Origin of the sequence: Citrobacter sp. XY323, from assembly GCF_025106035.1 — a bacterium.
GTDB lineage: Bacteria > Pseudomonadota > Gammaproteobacteria > Enterobacterales > Enterobacteriaceae > Citrobacter > Citrobacter braakii.
In genome coordinates this window covers 394,144-410,336 of the sequence record NZ_JANYUK010000004.1, presented here as the reverse complement: position 1 = coordinate 410,336, position 16,193 = coordinate 394,144, and the positions used below count along the sequence as shown (strand labels likewise).

The window sequence follows — 16,193 nt, the reverse complement described above, 5'->3', positions numbered from 1 at the left end:
TCTATATAAGTGGTATACCCGTCATACTTCAAGTTGCATGTGCGTTGGCTGCGCTCGTTCACCCCAGTCACGTACTTAAGTACGCTCCGGGGGTTGCTCTCTCTTGCCGCCTTCCTGCAACTCGAATTATTTAGGGTATAAGTAACGGCTATCCGGTGGAAAACGACTATGCATATCACCCTGCGACAACTTGAAGTGTTTGCTGAGGTACTAAAAAGCGGCTCAACGACCCAGGCATCTGTCATGCTGGCATTGTCGCAGTCGGCGGTGAGTGCGGCGCTTACCGATCTGGAAGGGCAACTTGGCGTGCAGCTGTTTGACCGTGTCGGCAAACGGCTGGTGGTTAACGAACACGGACGCTTGCTTTATCCGCGCGCGCTGGCGTTACTTGAGCAAACGACCGAAATCGAACAGCTTTTTCGCAAAGATAATGGCGCCATTCGGGTCTATGCCAGTAGCACCATCGGTAATTATATTCTGCCCGCCATGATCGCCCGTTATCGCCAGGACTTCCCCGATTTGCCGCTGGAACTTAGCGTGGGCAACAGCCAGGACGTGATCAATGCGGTGCTGGATTTTCGGGTAGACATCGGGCTGATTGAAGGGCCGTGTCACAGTACGGAAATCATCTCTGAACCGTGGCAGGAGGACGAACTGGTGGTGTTTGCCGCACCGTCGTCACCGCTCACAAAGGGGCCCGTTACGCTGGAACAGCTGGCTGCTTCGCCGTGGATCCTGCGTGAGCGAGGATCGGGTACGCGTGAACTGGTGGATTACCTGCTGTTGTCTCATCTGCCAAGATTTCAGATGGCGATGGAGTTGGGGAACTCCGAGGCCATTAAGCATGCGGTGCGCCATGGTCTCGGGATCAGCTGTTTGTCGCGTCGGGTCATTGCGGAGCAGTTACAGGCAGGGACGCTGAGCGAAGTTACCGTGCCACTGCCGCGTTTAGTGCGCACTCTCTGGCGCGTTCATCACCGGCAAAAACATATCTCCAATGCCATTACGCGTTTTTTATATTACAGCGACCAGGTTGAGTAGGGCGAATAGCGCGCTAACTCTCGTCAGGCCACCCTATCCATAATGGCTGTTACGTCTTAACCGCCTTGTGCCGCCCGTTTTCTGCTTTACTTATAATCCGCGGCCAGTCATGAAGGTCTCTTATAACAGCGCATTTGTGCCGGAAGAATGCCATTTCGTCTGCTACAATCGCGCCTCATTTTTTGGATGGATAGCATTTTCACATGGTTTCCGAAACTAAAACCACAGAAGCGCCCACGCTACGTCGTGAACTGAAGGCGCGTCACCTGACGATGATTGCCATTGGAGGCTCCATCGGTACAGGTCTTTTCGTTGCATCTGGTGCAACTATTTCTGCGGCGGGTCCTGGCGGCGCGTTGTTCTCTTATATCCTGATCGGTCTGATGGTGTACTTCCTGATGACCAGCCTCGGTGAACTGGCTGCCTATATGCCGGTTTCCGGCTCGTTCTCCACTTACGGTCAAAACTACGTAGAAGAAGGCTTTGGCTTCGCGCTGGGCTGGAACTACTGGTACAACTGGGCGGTAACGATTGCCGTTGACCTGGTGGCCGCACAGTTGGTGATGAGCTGGTGGTTCCCGGACACGCCGGGCTGGATCTGGAGCGCACTGTTCCTCGGCGTTATCTTCCTGCTGAACTACATTTCCGTTCGCGGATTTGGTGAAGCGGAATACTGGTTCTCGCTGATCAAAGTCACCACTGTAATTATCTTCATCGTGGTTGGCGTGATGATGATTTTCGGTATCTTCAAAGGTACTCAGCCAGTGGGCTGGAGCAACTGGACGACCGGTGATGCACCGTTTGCCGGGGGGTTTGCCGCTATGATTGGCGTGGCGATGATCGTCGGCTTCTCCTTCCAAGGAACTGAGCTGATCGGTATCGCGGCAGGCGAATCTGAAGATCCTGAAAAGAACATTCCACGTGCGGTGCGTCAGGTGTTTTGGCGAATCCTGCTGTTCTATGTGTTCGCGATTTTGATTATCAGCCTGATTATCCCGTACACCGATCCGAGCCTGCTGCGCAACGATGTGAAAGACATCAGCGTTAGCCCGTTCACGTTGGTATTCCAGCATGCGGGTCTGCTGTCAGCCGCAGCAGTGATGAACGCGGTTATCCTGACGGCGGTACTGTCAGCGGGTAACTCCGGGATGTATGCCTCCACGCGTATGCTTTACACCCTGGCATGCGACGGTAAAGCGCCGCGTATTTTCGGCAAACTGTCTCGTGGCGGTGTTCCGCGTAACGCGCTGTACGCGACGACTGTGGTGGCGGGGCTGTGTTTCCTGACCTCTATGTTTGGTAACCAGACCGTGTACCTCTGGCTGCTGAACACCTCCGGGATGACGGGCTTTATCGCCTGGCTGGGGATCGCGATTAGCCACTATCGTTTCCGTCGCGGTTATGTGCTGCAGGGGCGCGATGTGAAGGATCTGCCGTACCGTTCTGGCTTCTTCCCGCTGGGTCCGATCTTCGCCTTTGTGCTGTGCCTGATTATCACTCTGGGCCAGAACTACGAAGCGTTCCTGAAAGATAGCATTGACTGGGGCGGCGTGATGGCAACCTATATCGGTATCCCGCTGTTCCTGATTATCTGGTTTGGCTATAAGCTGGCGAAAGGAACTCATTTTGTTCGCTACAGCGAAATGAAATTCCCGGATCGCGTGAAGAAATAACAGTATACAAAGCATAACAAAAACCCCGGCATGATGAGTGCCGGGGTTTTTTATTGCGCCAGACTTAGAAGCTGTAAGTCAGGCCAACCGTGTAACGACGACCATCGAGAACAGTGTCGTAGGTATCGTAATCGATTTGCTTATCCAGCACGTTATACACGCCAGCGGTCATCAGCAGATCTTTGTTTGCATAATAGCGCAAACCAACATCGACCTGAGTATAGGACGGGGTGCCCTGCGCCATGGAGGTACGGCTCAGGTATTCAGACGTTTTCCCGCGCAGATTCAGACGGCTCCAGAAACCGAGATCCTGCGTGGCCTGCCAGTCCAGCGTGGTGTTGAACATATGCTTTGGCATTTTGTTCAATGGCTGACCGGAGAACTGACCGCTTTTCTGTTCAGATTCCGTGTAAGTGTAGTTCGCCGTCCAGTTGATGTCGGAAGTCATCTTCCAGCCGAAAGTGGATTCTACGCCGCGCATATTGGCTTTATCGACGTTAACGCGATCGCTGACGAAGTCATAGTGGGTATTGCCGATGGTACAGGCCGGATCGGAGCTGCTGTTACAGCGGCGCACTTCGGTGATTTTGTCTTTGAAGTCAGTATTGAACAGCGTGACGCCCGCGTTGAGATCGTTGCCGTTATCCCACAGTAAACCGATCTCTTCGCTGAGGCTTTTCTCCGGCTTCAGGTCCGGGTTGCCGACAATGATGCCGTTCAGTCTACCGCCGCCAGTGACCTGTCCCCAACTGGCAGACGACTGGCGCAGATCCGGTGCGCGATAGCCCGCTGAAACGCCGCCTTTTAAGGTCCATTGATCGCTCAGATGCCATACGCCATAACCGCGCGGCGTCCAGTTGTCGCCGTAGTTTTCATCTTTATCCATACGCAGACCGCCAGTCAGCGTGAAGGTATCGGTAACGGCCCACTCATCTTCAGCAAACAGCGCCCAGCTCCAGCGGGTCAGTTTGTTCAGTCCATCAGCAGCTTGCAGCTGGTTGCCGTTATCACTCAGTTTTTCATAACGGTATTGCCCGCCCAACGTCAGGGTGTGCGCCCCAAGGAAGACCTGGTTCTGGTTATTGAAAATCGTGTTGTAGGACTTCATCTGGCGACCTGGGTTTTCGGTCTCTTCCTGCTGGACATAGCTGGTGGAGTTGAAGTCGTCGTAATAACCGCTGTGGGTTAGTGAATACGTTGTGTGCACATACTTGTTTTCGCTTTTACTGTTGGGCTTGCAGCTTCCGTTGCGGCAGCTTTCCTCGGCCATGGATTTGCCTGGCGTACTGTCGCGATCCTGCAGTTCACGTGCGTAATCGAAGTCGATGTCATTTTTATCATCTGGCGTAAAGTTCAGGGTTAAGCCCCCGTTACGCATACGCTGTTCATTGTAGCCATTGAGGATTTTGTCCTCTGCCCGATGAGAGAATAACCCGGTCACTTTTGCGCCGAGTAATCCGTCAATCAGGGGCCCAGACGCATAGGCGTTGGTCTGATAAATATCGCCGGAGTCTCTGTCTTCCTGGAAAGTGGCATCGCCGTGCAGAGAGCCGGTCCAGGCTTTGGTATTCGACACTTTCTTGGTGATGACGTTGATGACGCCGCCCATCGCATCGGAGCCGTACAGAGATGACATTGGGCCACGGATTACCTCGATACGCTCGATGGATTCCAGCGGCGGCAGCCAACCTTGCTCAATACCTGAGTTGTCGCTGTTAGGACGTGTGCCGCGTGTGCTGATGCGTTTACCGTTGACCAGGAAGAGCGTGTATTGCGAAGCCATACCACGAATACTGATATCGCTGCTGCTACCCCCGCCGGTGACGACGACGCCAGGGACATCTTTTAGCGCATCGGTAACATCGCGATAGGCTTTGTCCTCAATCTGCTGCTTGGTAATAACAGATATCGAAGCGGGGGCGTCCTGAATTTTCTGTTCGAAGCCGGTGGCGGTAACCACCACGGTGTCTTGTTCAGCGGCATGCCCGAGTGATGGGAGACTGGCGACGCATACTGCGGCAGCTACAGCCTTAACGTGAGGTATAGTCATTTGTATCATTCCATTTAAATGAATTTACCCGGCATACTTCAAGTTGCAGATGCGTGGCTACGCGCGTTCATACAACTCGAATTATTTAGGGTAACGATCAGCGCGTCATGTGAAAGGCCATGACAATTGTATGTATTTGTCTTTTAAGGACTCTTTTCAGTAAAGAAGCGAATGGATTGTACAAAAGTATGAATGTTTGTAAACACAAATGATAATCGAAATCATTTGTGTTTGATATCGTTTTGATGGTAATGCTTTTTAAATCAATAGGATAGTGGAGAAAGAAAAAAGGAGAAAAAGTGAAGGAATGATGGAGAAATGAAGAGGGCTGGCGCCCTCACTCAGGCGTTACTTCAACAAATACTGGGCGTGGAAGCGCAGGTGATCCTCAATAAACGACGCAATAAAGTAATAGCTATGGTCGTAACCTGGCTGGATGCGTAGCGTCATTGGCCATGCGGTTTGACGGGCCGTTTCGGCCAGCACCGCGGGTTGCAGCTGATCGGCGAGAAACTGATCGCTGTCTCCCTGATCAATAAGCGTCGGAATCGCGTCTGCGGGCTTGCTGGCCAACATTAACTCGCAGCTGTCCCACGCGGCCCACTGTGATTTATCTTCACCCAGATACGCGCTAAAAGCCTTCTCCCCCCACGGAACGCGGCAAGGATTTACGATCGGTGCAAAGGCGGAAATGCTGGTGTATTTCCCGGGATTTTTCAGCGCCATAATCAATGCGCCGTGACCGCCCATGGAGTGTCCACTGATGGCGCAGCGATCGCTGACGTTAAACTGCGATTGAATCAGTGCCGGCAGCTCATCACGCAGATAGTCATACATGCGAAAATGCGTTGCCCACGGCTGTTGGGTGGCATTGAGGTAAAATGCCGCCCCCTGGCCTAAATCGTAGCCATCATCATTGGCAACCTGTTCGCCGCGCGGACTGGTGTCCGGCATCACCAGTACAATGCCCAGCTCAGCCGCGATGCGTTGTGCGCCGGCTTTAGTCGTGAAGTTTTCATCATTGCATGTCAGACCCGACAGCCAGTACAGCACCGGAGGCGGGGTGTTATCGCGCGGGGGAGGAAGAAAAATACTGAAGGTCATGGTGCAATTTAACGTGGCGGAGTCGTGACGCCAGCGTTGCTGCCAGCCTTCAAAACAGCGGTGCTCTTCAAGCATTTCCATGCGGGGCTCCTTGTTGTGTTGAACCTGAATATGTTTGCGAACTCACCATAATACAGATTATTCATGGCACTGTGAGCAACTTTCACTTCCGCATTGAGCAAACATACTTCATCATCTATATAACTTTACATTAACACTCGACGTCGCCGCGTAGAACGACAAGTGAAATCGCTACGCTGAAAGGCTGTGCCAATTTCAATAATTATCGCGGTGAATACTGGATTATGTGCGCCGCCTCACGCACAATGTTCTGGCTGTGTCACAGCCTAAAAACTTTGCCCCATGCAGGGCAGAGGCGCCCCACCTGCAGGAGAAGAAGAAATGTCATCACTCAGTAAAGAAGCGGCCCTGGTTCATGAAGCGCTGGTCGCGCGTGGTCTTGAAACGCCACTACGCCCGCCCGTGCAAGAGATGGATAACGAAACGCGCAAACGTCTTATCTCGGGCCATATGACCGAGATTATGCAGTTGCTCAATCTCGATTTGAGCGATGACAGTTTGATGGAAACTCCGCATCGCATTGCGAAAATGTATGTCGATGAGATTTTCTCCGGCCTCGACTACGCCAACTTCCCGAAAATTACCGTCATTGAAAACAAAATGAAGGTGGACGAGATGGTCACGGTCCGCGATATCACGCTGACCAGCACCTGCGAACACCACTTTGTTACTATCGATGGCAAAGCGACGGTGGCGTATATCCCAAAAGATTCGGTCATTGGTCTGTCGAAGATTAACCGCATTGTGCAGTTTTTCGCACAGCGTCCGCAGGTTCAGGAACGTCTCACCCAGCAAATTCTCACCGCGCTGCAAACGCTGCTCGGGACGAATAATGTGGCGGTGTCGATTGATGCGGTACATTACTGTGTGAAAGCGCGCGGCATTCGCGATGCGACCAGTGCGACCACGACCACTTCTCTTGGCGGATTGTTTAAGTCCAGCCAGAACACACGGCAGGAATTCCTGCGCGCAGTACGTCATCACAACTGATTAGGGCAGGGACCATGGAGCGTAATGTCACGCTGGATTTTATTCGTGGCGTCGCCATTCTTGGTATCCTGCTTCTCAATATTAGCGCCTTTGGCTTGCCAAAGGCGGCATACCTCAATCCCGCGTGGTATGGCAACATCACCTTATCCGACGCCTGGACCTGGGCGCTGCTCGATCTCTTCGCGCAGGTAAAATTCCTCACGCTGTTTGCGCTGCTGTTCGGTGCCGGTCTGCAAATGCTGCTCCCGCGCGGTAAACGCTGGATCCAGTCGCGGCTTACGCTGCTGGTTCTATTGGGTTTTATTCACGGTTTACTCTTCTGGGATGGCGATATCCTGCTGGCATATGGCTTAATCGGCCTAATTTGTTGGCGGTTGATCCGTGATGCGCCGTCGGTAAAAAGCTTATTTAACACCGGTGTACTGCTTTATCTGGTGGGCGTTGGCGTATTGCTGCTGCTGGGGGTAATCTCCGGGAGTGAAACCAGTCGTGCCTGGACGCCGGATGCCTCAGCGTTGCTGTATGAAAAATACTGGAAAATAAACGGTGGAATGGAAGCCGTCAGCAATCGCGTGGATATGATGTCCAATAGTTTGCTGGCGCTGGGCGCACAGTACGGCTGGCAACTGGCGGGGATGATGCTGCTCGGCGCGGCATTGATGCGCAGCGGTTGGTTAAAAGGGCAGTACAGCTTACAGCATTACCGACGCACCGGTGTACTGCTGGTCATTCTCGGGATGGCGATTAACCTGCCTGCTATCGTCGCTCAGTGGCATCTGGACTGGGCATATCGCTGGTGTGCCTTCTTGCTACAAGCCCCGCGAGAGCTGGGCGCGCCGTTGCAAACCATTGGTTACGCCGCGCTGATGTTCGGCTTCTGGCCGCAGCTTAGCCGCTTAAAATGGGTCATTGCCATCGCCTGTGTGGGGCGCATGGCATTAACTAACTATCTGTTACAAACCTTAATCTGCACCACGCTGTTTTACCAGATCGGCTTATTTATGAAATTTGACCGACTGGAGCTGCTGTATTTCGTCATTCCGGTTTGGGCCGTTAACCTACTTTTCTCCGTCATATGGCTACGTTTTTACCGCCAGGGCCCGGTGGAATGGCTGTGGCGTCAATTAACCCTGCGTGCTGCGGGGACATCATTGCCGCGTACATCCAGATAACGATCTGGATCACATTCGTTAACAAAACGGATGTAAGCGCTTTCATTCCTGTGACATCTCTCACGCAGTGCGTTTCATTGTGCTGACAAAATACCCAGCCTGGGGTGTCTGCGGGCAACCGCAATCTAAAACAGGGCAGTGAATATGATCACCATACGTGATGTGGCACGACAGTCTGGCGTTTCTGTAGCGACCGTTTCCCGCGTACTGAACAACAGTGCGCTGGTGAGTCCCGATACGCGTGAAGCGGTAATGAAGGCAGTTACTCTGCTGGGCTATCGACCTAATGCCAACGCGCAAGCGCTGGCGACGCAGGTGAGCGACACGATTGGTGTTGTGGTCATGGATGTATCAGACGCCTTTTTTGGCGCGCTGGTAAAAGCCGTGGATATGGTTGCCCAGCAGCATCAGAAGTATGTCCTGATTGGCAACAGCTACCATGAGGCTGAAAAAGAACGTCATGCCATTGAGGTGTTGATTCGTCAGCGCTGTAACGCACTGATTGTACACTCGAAAGCACTGAGCGATCGGGAACTCGCCGAGTTTATGGATCAGATCCCCGGCATGGTGCTGATCAACCGTCTGGTGCCGGGTTACGCCCACCGCTGCGTCTGCCTGGATAACATCAGCGGTGCCAAAATGGCGACCCGAATGCTGCTGAATAATGGTCATCAACGCATCGGTTATCTGGCGTCAAGCCATCGTATTGAAGATGACACCATGCGCAAAGAAGGGTGGTTAACAGCCCTGAAAGAGCAGGGGATTGTTGCGGCAGAAAGTTGGGTCGGCACCGGTTCGCCCGATATGCAAGGCGGAGAGTCTGCGATGGTAGAACTGCTGGGACGTAACTTACAACTGACGGCGGTTTTCGCCTATAACGACAATATGGCTGCCGGCGCGCTGACCGCGCTAAAAGACAACGGCATCGCTATTCCATTACACCTTTCTATCATTGGCTTTGATGATATTCCTATCGCGCGTTACACCGATCCGCAACTGACCACCGTACGCTATCCCATTGCCTCCATGGCAAAAATGGCGACGGAGCTTGCGCTACAGGGGGCTGCAGGCACGTTAGACCTGGAGGCGACGCACTGCTTTATGCCGACGCTGGTCCGTCGCCATTCTGTGGCGCTTCGGCAGAATGCGGCACCGATCACTAACTCATAACGTTGCGCGATGTAACCGCTTTCAATATGTGAGTAAATTCACAGTATATTAACAATGCGATAGCTATGATGACACTGTTTGTTGCGCTGTAACTACTATGTAACGGTGAATAATCACTTTCACCGAGGTAAAGGTGCCTTAAACAAAAATTAAAGCCTGTTTTTGGAGCGTTGCCAGACACGGAAGAAATATTTTTTAAAAGTGAGCTTCGGCGTTCAGTAACACTTCAGTAACGTTCTGCCTGCCGAGCATTTATCTCAAGTACTACCCTGCATAATAAAACCGGAGATACCATGAATAAGAAGGTGTTGACCCTGTCTGCTGTAATGGCAAGCATGTTATTCGGCGCGGCTGCGCACGCTGCTGATACCCGCATTGGTGTGACTATCTATAAGTATGACGATAACTTTATGTCTGTAGTACGTAAGGCTATTGAAAAAGATGCCAAAGCGGCGCCAGATGTACAGCTGCTGATGAATGACTCGCAGAACGACCAGTCCAAACAAAACGACCAGATCGACGTGCTGCTGGCAAAAGGCGTAAAAGCACTGGCGATTAACCTGGTTGACCCGGCAGCGGCAGGCACGGTCATTGAAAAAGCACGCGGGCAGAACGTACCGATCGTGTTCTTTAACAAAGAACCTTCTCGTAAGGCGCTGGACAGTTATGACAAAGCGTTTTACGTCGGTACCGACTCTAAAGAGTCCGGTATTATTCAGGGTGATTTGATCGCCAAACACTGGGCAGCTAACCCGAACTGGGACCTGAACAAAGACGGCAAAATTCAGTTTGTTCTGCTGAAAGGCGAACCGGGACACCCGGACGCTGAAGCACGTACCACTTACGTGATTAAAGAGCTGAACGATAAAGGCATTAAAACTGAGCAACTGCAGTTAGATACTGCAATGTGGGATACCGCTCAGGCAAAAGATAAAATGGATGCGTGGATGTCCGGTCCGAACGCCAACAAAATCGAAGTGGTTATCGCAAACAACGATGCGATGGCAATGGGCGCAGTTGAAGCGCTGAAAGCGCACAACAAAACCAGCGTACCGGTATTTGGTGTGGATGCGCTGCCTGAAGCGCTGGCTCTGGTGAAATCTGGCGCAATGGCTGGTACCGTGCTGAACGACGCCAACAACCAGGCGAAAGCCACCTTCGATCTGGCGAAAAACCTGGCTGACGGCAAAGGTGCGGCAGATGGCACTAACTGGAAAATTGAGAACAAAATTGTTCGCGTTCCGTACGTAGGTGTCGATAAAGATAATCTGGCAGAGTTTACCAATAAGTAAATACTCCGTCTTTGGGCGCAATGTCATTGCGCCCTTAATAACGCACTCTGCAAGGCCAACAAGGTATAATTATGGTCAGCACACATACTCAGTCGTCAGGCGAATACTTGTTGGAAATGACCGGCATCAACAAGTCCTTCCCCGGCGTTAAGGCTCTTGATAATGTCAATTTAAAAGTCCGCCCACATTCCATTCATGCCTTAATGGGGGAGAATGGCGCGGGGAAATCAACATTATTGAAATGTCTTTTCGGTATCTATCAAAAAGATTCCGGTAGTATTTTATTTCAGGGTAAAGAAATCGATTTTCATTCTGCTAAAGAAGCGCTTGAAAATGGTATTTCGATGGTACACCAGGAATTAAACCTGGTATTACAACGTTCTGTGATGGATAACATGTGGCTGGGACGCTATCCCACCAAAGGCATGTTTGTCGATCAGGACAAAATGTACCGCGATACCAAAGCGATATTTGATGAGCTGGATATTGATATCGATCCGCGTGCGCGTGTTGGTACATTATCCGTTTCTCAAATGCAGATGATTGAAATTGCGAAAGCGTTCTCCTATGACGCAAAAATCGTCATCATGGATGAGCCAACGTCATCGTTAACCGAGAAAGAAGTTAATCATCTGTTTACCATTATCCGTAAGCTGAAAGAGCGTGGATGCGGTATTGTTTATATTTCTCACAAGATGGAAGAAATCTTCCAGCTATGCGATGAAATTACCGTGCTGCGCGATGGCCAGTGGATTGCGACCCAGCCGCTGGAAGGGCTGGATATGGATAAGATCATCTCCATGATGGTCGGCCGCTCACTGAACCAACGTTTTCCGGATAAAGAAAACAAACCCGGTGAAGTCATTCTGCAAGTACGTAACCTGACCTCGCTGCGTCAGCCGTCGATTCGGGATATCTCGTTTGATTTGCACAAAGGGGAAATTCTCGGGATTGCCGGGCTGGTCGGCGCAAAACGTACTGATATCGTTGAAACGCTTTTTGGTATTCGTGAGAAATCATCGGGTACGATTACGCTACACGGCAAAAAGATTAATAACCACAGCGCAAATGAGGCCATTAATCATGGTTTTGCGCTGGTCACGGAAGAGCGCCGCTCAACCGGTATTTACGCGTATCTGGATATTGGTTTTAACTCGTTAATCTCCAATATCCAAAACTATAAAAATAAAGTTGGTCTGCTGGATAATTCCCGCATGAAGAGTGATACCCAGTGGGTAATTGACTCAATGAGGGTGAAAACGCCGGGCCATCGTACACAAATCGGTTCACTGTCCGGTGGTAATCAGCAAAAGGTGGTTATTGGTCGCTGGTTATTAACGCAGCCAGAAATCCTGATGTTAGATGAACCCACGCGTGGTATCGATGTTGGCGCGAAATTTGAAATTTATCAGCTGATTGCCGAACTCGCGAAAAAGGATAAGGGGATTATTATTATTTCCTCTGAAATGCCGGAGCTGCTGGGTATTACCGATCGTATTCTGGTGATGAGCAATGGTCTCGTTGCCGGAATTGTTGACACTAAAACAACAACGCAAAACGAAATCCTCCGTCTTGCGTCTTTGCACCTTTAAGATTAGGGGCTCCTCATGAGTGCGTTAAATAAGAAAAGTTTTCTTACTTATCTGAAAGAAGGCGGAATTTACGTTGTTCTTTTGGTTTTGCTGGCGATTATTATTTTCCAGGATCCCACTTTCTTAAGCTTACTGAACCTGAGTAATATTCTGACGCAATCCTCGGTGCGTATTATTATCGCATTGGGTGTGGCCGGGCTGATTGTTACCCAAGGGACAGACCTGTCGGCGGGACGTCAGGTTGGCCTGGCGGCAGTCGTGGCGGCAACCTTGCTACAGTCGATGGAGAACGCCAACAAGGTGTTCCCGGAAATGGCTACAATGCCAATCATCGTAGTCGTGCTGATTGTTTGCGTGATTGGCGCCATTATCGGTCTGGTGAACGGTATTATCATTGCTTATCTGAATGTGACGCCGTTTATTACCACCCTGGGTACGATGATCATCGTTTACGGGATCAACTCCCTGTACTACGACTTTGTCGGCGCATCGCCAATTTCTGGCTTTGACAGCGGATTCTCCACCTTCGCGCAGGGCTTTATTGCGCTGGGTAGTTTCCGCCTCTCCTACATCACCTTCTATGCGCTGATTGCGGTGGCGTTTGTCTGGGTGCTGTGGAACAAGACCCGCTTCGGTAAAAACATTTTCGCCATCGGCGGAAACCCAGAAGCCGCGAAAGTGTCCGGGGTCAACGTTGCGCTGAACCTGCTGATCATCTATGCGTTGTCTGGCGTGTTTTATGCCTTCGGTGGTTTGCTCGAAGCCGGGCGTATCGGCTCGGCGACTAACAACCTCGGCTTTATGTATGAGCTGGATGCGATTGCGGCGTGCGTGGTTGGCGGCGTGTCGTTCAGCGGCGGGGTAGGGACCGTGTTTGGCGTGGTGACCGGTGTGATTATCTTCACCGTCATCAACTACGGTCTGACCTACATCGGCGTGAACCCTTACTGGCAGTACATTATCAAGGGCGGCATTATCATCTTCGCGGTCGCGCTGGACTCACTGAAGTACGCGCGTAAGAAGTAATCGTATACCGCAAAAAGCCCGGTGCAGCGTAATCTGTACCGGGCTTTTTTGTCAGCGTTACAACGTTAACGCATGCTCTTTCTCACCGGGTTTAAATTTCACTTCACCCAGCTCAATACAGGCTACCGGACAAACGTGACCACACAACAGGCATCCCACACATTTTTCTGTGTTGCAATGCGGGGTGCGGGTTTCCTCATTCCATTCCATCGCCTGATGTCCACCGTCATAACAGGAGATGTAGCAGCGGCCACAGCCAACGCATTTATCAAGATGAATGTTCGGGTAGACGATGTAGCTACGGTCAAGATCCTCCGCGGGGATGATATTAGCATTGGCAAGACCAACCATCTCCTCCAGTGAGTCAAACCCTTGATCGGCGAGGTAATGTGACAGCCCGCTGGTCATGTCCTCCACAATCCGGTAGCCATACTGCATGATCCCGGTGGTCACCTGCAGCGTGGCCGCGCCTAACAGTAAAAACTCGGCGGCATCTTCCCAGGTCTCAATTCCCCCGATGCCGCTGATCGGGAAATCGCGCAGTTCAGGGTGCATGCGCAGTTGTTGGATAAATCGCAAAGCAATAGGTTTAACGGCCTTGCCGGAGTAGCCGGAAATACTGGATTTACCGTTGACGACCGGCATCCCGATTTTTCGGTTCAGGTCGATATTCGTGATGGATTTAACCGTATTGATGGTCGCGATACCGTCGGCACCTCCGTGTTTTGCTGCCAGAGCCACCTCACACATATCACCAATGTTCGGTGTCATTTTCGCCAGCATCGGCAGGGACGAGCCGCGTTTAACGGCCCGACAATACTTTTCAACCAGCTCAGGGCTTTGCCCGACATCGCTACCCATGGCATGTGAGGTCATTTGCGGGCACGAGAAGTTACACTCGATCATGTCGGCACCCGCGTCTTCAACCAGGCGGGCCAGTTCCTGCCATTGCTGCTCATTTTCCCCCATAATCGACGCAATCAGGACTTTGTCCGGGTAGTCCTGTTTCAGTCGACGAATTGCGGCCAGATTCTCCTCCAGCGGATGCTCGGCAATTTGTTCCATGTTTTTGAAGCCAATAAAGCCGGTATCTTCTTTGGTGAGATGGTCAAAACGTGGGGAGACTTCATTAGCAATAAAGAACCCGATCGTTTTAAAAACAATACCACCCCAGCCGCTATCATAGGCTTTGGCGCACATTTCATAGCAGTTGCCCACCGGAGAGGAAGAGAGGCAGAACGGGTTGGGGAATTTGACGCCGCAAAAAGTAATAGAAAGATCTTTCGTTAACATGAGCAAGCTCCCTCTAAATAGTGATGAATGGCCTGAGCGGCTTCTTTTCCCGTTTTCACGGCGTAAACAACGGTTTTATCGCCTTTAACAATATCGCCCGCAGCAAACAGAGCCGGATCGGCGGTTTGATAATTGTGCGTATCGATAAGATTGCGCTGTGGTTTTAACGCGGCGAAATTATCAAGCTGAGCATGTTGGCCGACGGCGAGAATAATCTGTTCGGCTTCAAGCGTGAGTTCTCCTGGCAGGCGTACGTGCTTAAAGGTGACTCGATTTCCGCTAACCGCCACGGGCGTGAAGCCGTCAATTATCGACACCCCTAAAGCCTGTGTGCTGCTGAATTCTTTGTCGCTGGCCGGGAAGTCAGCGAGTTCTTCACGCGCGACACAGGTGACTGACGGGCAGCCCAGCAGCTTCAACGTACTGGCGACATCCATCGCCACGTCGCCACCGCCGATGATTAATGCACTTTGTGCGACGGTAATATCGCCGTTGGATTGGCGGGCTCGTTGCAGAAAATCGACGGCGATTTCTACGTGATTCGCCCTCTCAAACAGAGGTAACGTTGAACCGTAAGACATCCCAACGGTAACCAGTACGGCGCGGTATTCTGCTTTGAGTTGCTCAACGGAAAGGGCATTGCCGACTTCACAATTGCACTTGATGGTCACGCCCATTTCAACGATACGGGCAATTTCAAGATCCAAAACTGCTTGCGGCAGACGAAACTCAGGAATGCCATAACGCAACCAGCCACCTGGCTGGGCCTGTTTTTCGAAGATTGTGACATCATAACCAAGATTACTTAGCGTTACGCTGGCCTGTAACCCTGCCGGACCCGCCCCGATGATAGCTACCTTGCCGAGCGTTTTTGTTGCTGGCTGATAGATTTTCATTGCGGTCTGCTGTTCAAAATCGGTAATAAAGCGTTGCAGACGTGCAATATCGATAGGTTTATCAATTCCTGAGCGCGTACATCCGCGCTGGCATAATTTTTCGGTTGGGCAAACCCGGGCGCACACCGCACCGAGCGCATTATTTTCGCGGATAGTTTCGGCAGCGCCTTTAAAATTACGAAAATAAATAGAGCGAATAAATTTCCCTGGGTCTGTTTGCGCCGGGCAATCATGACTACAGGGGGCGTCGTGACATAATAAACAGCGAGAAGCCTCTTTTATTGCTAATAATGGGGTAAAAGCAGGCGTGAGCTCATCCAGATAATTTTGTTGTGGCATATTTTCTTCCTTAATGCTTGAGTAAATTAAGGCAAACCGTTAATAACAAAATATAAAAAGTGAAGGCTATTCCTAAGGCTAAGCACTGCAGGAAGAGTATTCTGTGAAAGGATTCACAAATAGAAGATAGTCTGAGGGAAATGCTGGCGGGCAGCATTAATCCCTTACATTGAAATGGTAATTATTATCAAAATATTAGCTATTCTCAAATGCTAATATAAAGGAAAATTCTTTAGCGATAAAAGACTAAGTAAATAACCATCCCGAAGGATAAACATCCGCACCCGGCATAAACCAGCACATAAGACCAAAATTGCAGGGGCTCTTGATTGCGATAAGCGTAAACCGGTTCGCGCGCATTCTTTTTAATTTTATCTACGGCCCCAGAGCGCCAGCCTTTCCATGCTTCGCGAAAACAAAATACGGGAATGAGCAGAAAGGCCAACACGACGAAAAGGGTTTGTACATCCATGC

Annotated in this window: 13 protein-coding genes; 8 read left to right on the top strand and 5 right to left on the bottom strand. The window is 51.0% G+C overall.

The window, feature by feature from the left end:
- The first annotated feature begins 168 nt into the window (after nucleotides 1-168).
- Nucleotides 169-1,041, top strand: coding sequence for a DNA-binding transcriptional regulator YeiE (gene yieE / locus N0B36_RS08420; RefSeq protein ID WP_259687082.1), 873 nt, complete (start codon nucleotides 169-171; stop codon nucleotides 1,039-1,041).
- Nucleotides 1,042-1,244: 203 nt separating this feature from the next.
- Entirely contained in the window at nucleotides 1,245-2,714 is a 1,470-nt protein-coding gene (gene lysP / locus N0B36_RS08415) for a lysine-specific permease (protein WP_047500979.1), read from the top strand.
- A 64-nt stretch (nucleotides 2,715-2,778) separates the two neighbouring features.
- Here the strand turns inward: lysP and N0B36_RS08410 are convergent, their stop codons facing one another.
- Together N0B36_RS08410 and fghA are read right to left on the bottom strand one after the other, a co-directional pair.
- On the bottom strand, nucleotides 2,779-4,764 hold the full coding sequence (locus N0B36_RS08410) for a ligand-gated channel protein (protein ID WP_016156980.1): 1,986 nt from the start codon (nucleotides 4,762-4,764) through the stop codon (nucleotides 2,779-2,781).
- A 348-nt stretch (nucleotides 4,765-5,112) separates the two neighbouring features.
- The gene (gene fghA / locus N0B36_RS08405) at nucleotides 5,113-5,949 is read right to left on the bottom strand and encodes an S-formylglutathione hydrolase (protein ID WP_049042014.1); all 837 of its coding nucleotides are present in this window, start codon (nucleotides 5,947-5,949) and stop codon (nucleotides 5,113-5,115) included.
- Nucleotides 5,950-6,270: 321 nt separating this feature from the next.
- On the opposite strand from fghA, the gene folE reads away from it, so the two are divergent.
- The 6 genes from folE (at nucleotide 6,271) to mglC (ending at nucleotide 13,191) form a co-directional block, all read left to right on the top strand.
- Nucleotides 6,271-6,939: a GTP cyclohydrolase I FolE gene (folE, locus tag N0B36_RS08400; RefSeq protein WP_003027410.1), complete on the top strand. Its 669-nt coding sequence runs from the start codon at nucleotides 6,271-6,273 to the stop codon at nucleotides 6,937-6,939.
- Between the two features lie 14 nt (nucleotides 6,940-6,953).
- Nucleotides 6,954-8,111, top strand: coding sequence for a DUF418 domain-containing protein YeiB (gene yeiB / locus N0B36_RS08395; protein ID WP_200080091.1), 1,158 nt, complete (start codon nucleotides 6,954-6,956; stop codon nucleotides 8,109-8,111).
- A gap of 144 nt (nucleotides 8,112-8,255) precedes the next feature.
- On the top strand, nucleotides 8,256-9,281 hold the full coding sequence (gene galS, locus N0B36_RS08390; protein WP_047359172.1) for an HTH-type transcriptional regulator GalS: 1,026 nt from the start codon (nucleotides 8,256-8,258) through the stop codon (nucleotides 9,279-9,281).
- A 293-nt stretch (nucleotides 9,282-9,574) separates the two neighbouring features.
- Nucleotides 9,575-10,573: a galactose/glucose ABC transporter substrate-binding protein MglB gene (gene mglB, locus N0B36_RS08385; RefSeq protein ID WP_016153719.1), complete on the top strand. Its 999-nt coding sequence runs from the start codon at nucleotides 9,575-9,577 to the stop codon at nucleotides 10,571-10,573.
- Nucleotides 10,574-10,644: 71 nt separating this feature from the next.
- Nucleotides 10,645-12,165, top strand: coding sequence for a galactose/methyl galactoside ABC transporter ATP-binding protein MglA (gene mglA, locus N0B36_RS08380; RefSeq protein ID WP_016153718.1), 1,521 nt, complete (start codon nucleotides 10,645-10,647; stop codon nucleotides 12,163-12,165).
- Nucleotides 12,166-12,180: 15 nt separating this feature from the next.
- Nucleotides 12,181-13,191: a galactose/methyl galactoside ABC transporter permease MglC gene (gene mglC / locus N0B36_RS08375; RefSeq protein WP_003027393.1), complete on the top strand. Its 1,011-nt coding sequence runs from the start codon at nucleotides 12,181-12,183 to the stop codon at nucleotides 13,189-13,191.
- A 57-nt stretch (nucleotides 13,192-13,248) separates the two neighbouring features.
- Here the strand turns inward: mglC and preA are convergent, their stop codons facing one another.
- The 3 genes from preA to N0B36_RS08360 form a co-directional block, all read right to left on the bottom strand.
- Entirely contained in the window at nucleotides 13,249-14,484 is a 1,236-nt protein-coding gene (gene preA / locus N0B36_RS08370) for an NAD-dependent dihydropyrimidine dehydrogenase subunit PreA (protein WP_016153717.1), read from the bottom strand.
- The gene (locus N0B36_RS08365; protein ID WP_047500987.1) at nucleotides 14,478-15,719 is read right to left on the bottom strand and encodes an NAD(P)-dependent oxidoreductase; all 1,242 of its coding nucleotides are present in this window, start codon (nucleotides 15,717-15,719) and stop codon (nucleotides 14,478-14,480) included. Before N0B36_RS08365 ends, preA begins: the two co-directional genes overlap by 7 nt.
- Nucleotides 15,720-15,951: 232 nt before the next feature.
- On the bottom strand, nucleotides 15,952-16,191 hold the full coding sequence (locus N0B36_RS08360; protein ID WP_016153715.1) for a DUF2542 family protein: 240 nt from the start codon (nucleotides 16,189-16,191) through the stop codon (nucleotides 15,952-15,954).
- Nucleotides 16,192-16,193 lie beyond the last annotated feature (2 nt).

Excerpts from the sequence above, each read along its gene's own strand:
- yieE (WP_259687082.1), top strand. The coding sequence starts at position 169 with ATGCATATCACCCTGCGACAACTTGAAGTGTTTGCTGAGGTACTAAAA.
- lysP (WP_047500979.1), top strand. The coding sequence starts at position 1,245 with ATGGTTTCCGAAACTAAAACCACAGAAGCGCCCACGCTACGTCGTGAA.
- N0B36_RS08410 (WP_016156980.1), bottom strand. The coding sequence starts at position 4,764 with ATGACTATACCTCACGTTAAGGCTGTAGCTGCCGCAGTATGCGTCGCC.
- fghA (WP_049042014.1), bottom strand. The coding sequence starts at position 5,949 with ATGGAAATGCTTGAAGAGCACCGCTGTTTTGAAGGCTGGCAGCAACGC.
- folE (WP_003027410.1), top strand. The coding sequence starts at position 6,271 with ATGTCATCACTCAGTAAAGAAGCGGCCCTGGTTCATGAAGCGCTGGTC.
- yeiB (WP_200080091.1), top strand. The coding sequence starts at position 6,954 with ATGGAGCGTAATGTCACGCTGGATTTTATTCGTGGCGTCGCCATTCTT.
- galS (WP_047359172.1), top strand. The coding sequence starts at position 8,256 with ATGATCACCATACGTGATGTGGCACGACAGTCTGGCGTTTCTGTAGCG.
- mglB (WP_016153719.1), top strand. The coding sequence starts at position 9,575 with ATGAATAAGAAGGTGTTGACCCTGTCTGCTGTAATGGCAAGCATGTTA.
- mglA (WP_016153718.1), top strand. The coding sequence starts at position 10,645 with ATGGTCAGCACACATACTCAGTCGTCAGGCGAATACTTGTTGGAAATG.
- mglC (WP_003027393.1), top strand. The coding sequence starts at position 12,181 with ATGAGTGCGTTAAATAAGAAAAGTTTTCTTACTTATCTGAAAGAAGGC.
- preA (WP_016153717.1), bottom strand. The coding sequence starts at position 14,484 with ATGTTAACGAAAGATCTTTCTATTACTTTTTGCGGCGTCAAATTCCCC.
- N0B36_RS08365 (WP_047500987.1), bottom strand. The coding sequence starts at position 15,719 with ATGCCACAACAAAATTATCTGGATGAGCTCACGCCTGCTTTTACCCCA.
- N0B36_RS08360 (WP_016153715.1), bottom strand. The coding sequence starts at position 16,191 with ATGGATGTACAAACCCTTTTCGTCGTGTTGGCCTTTCTGCTCATTCCC.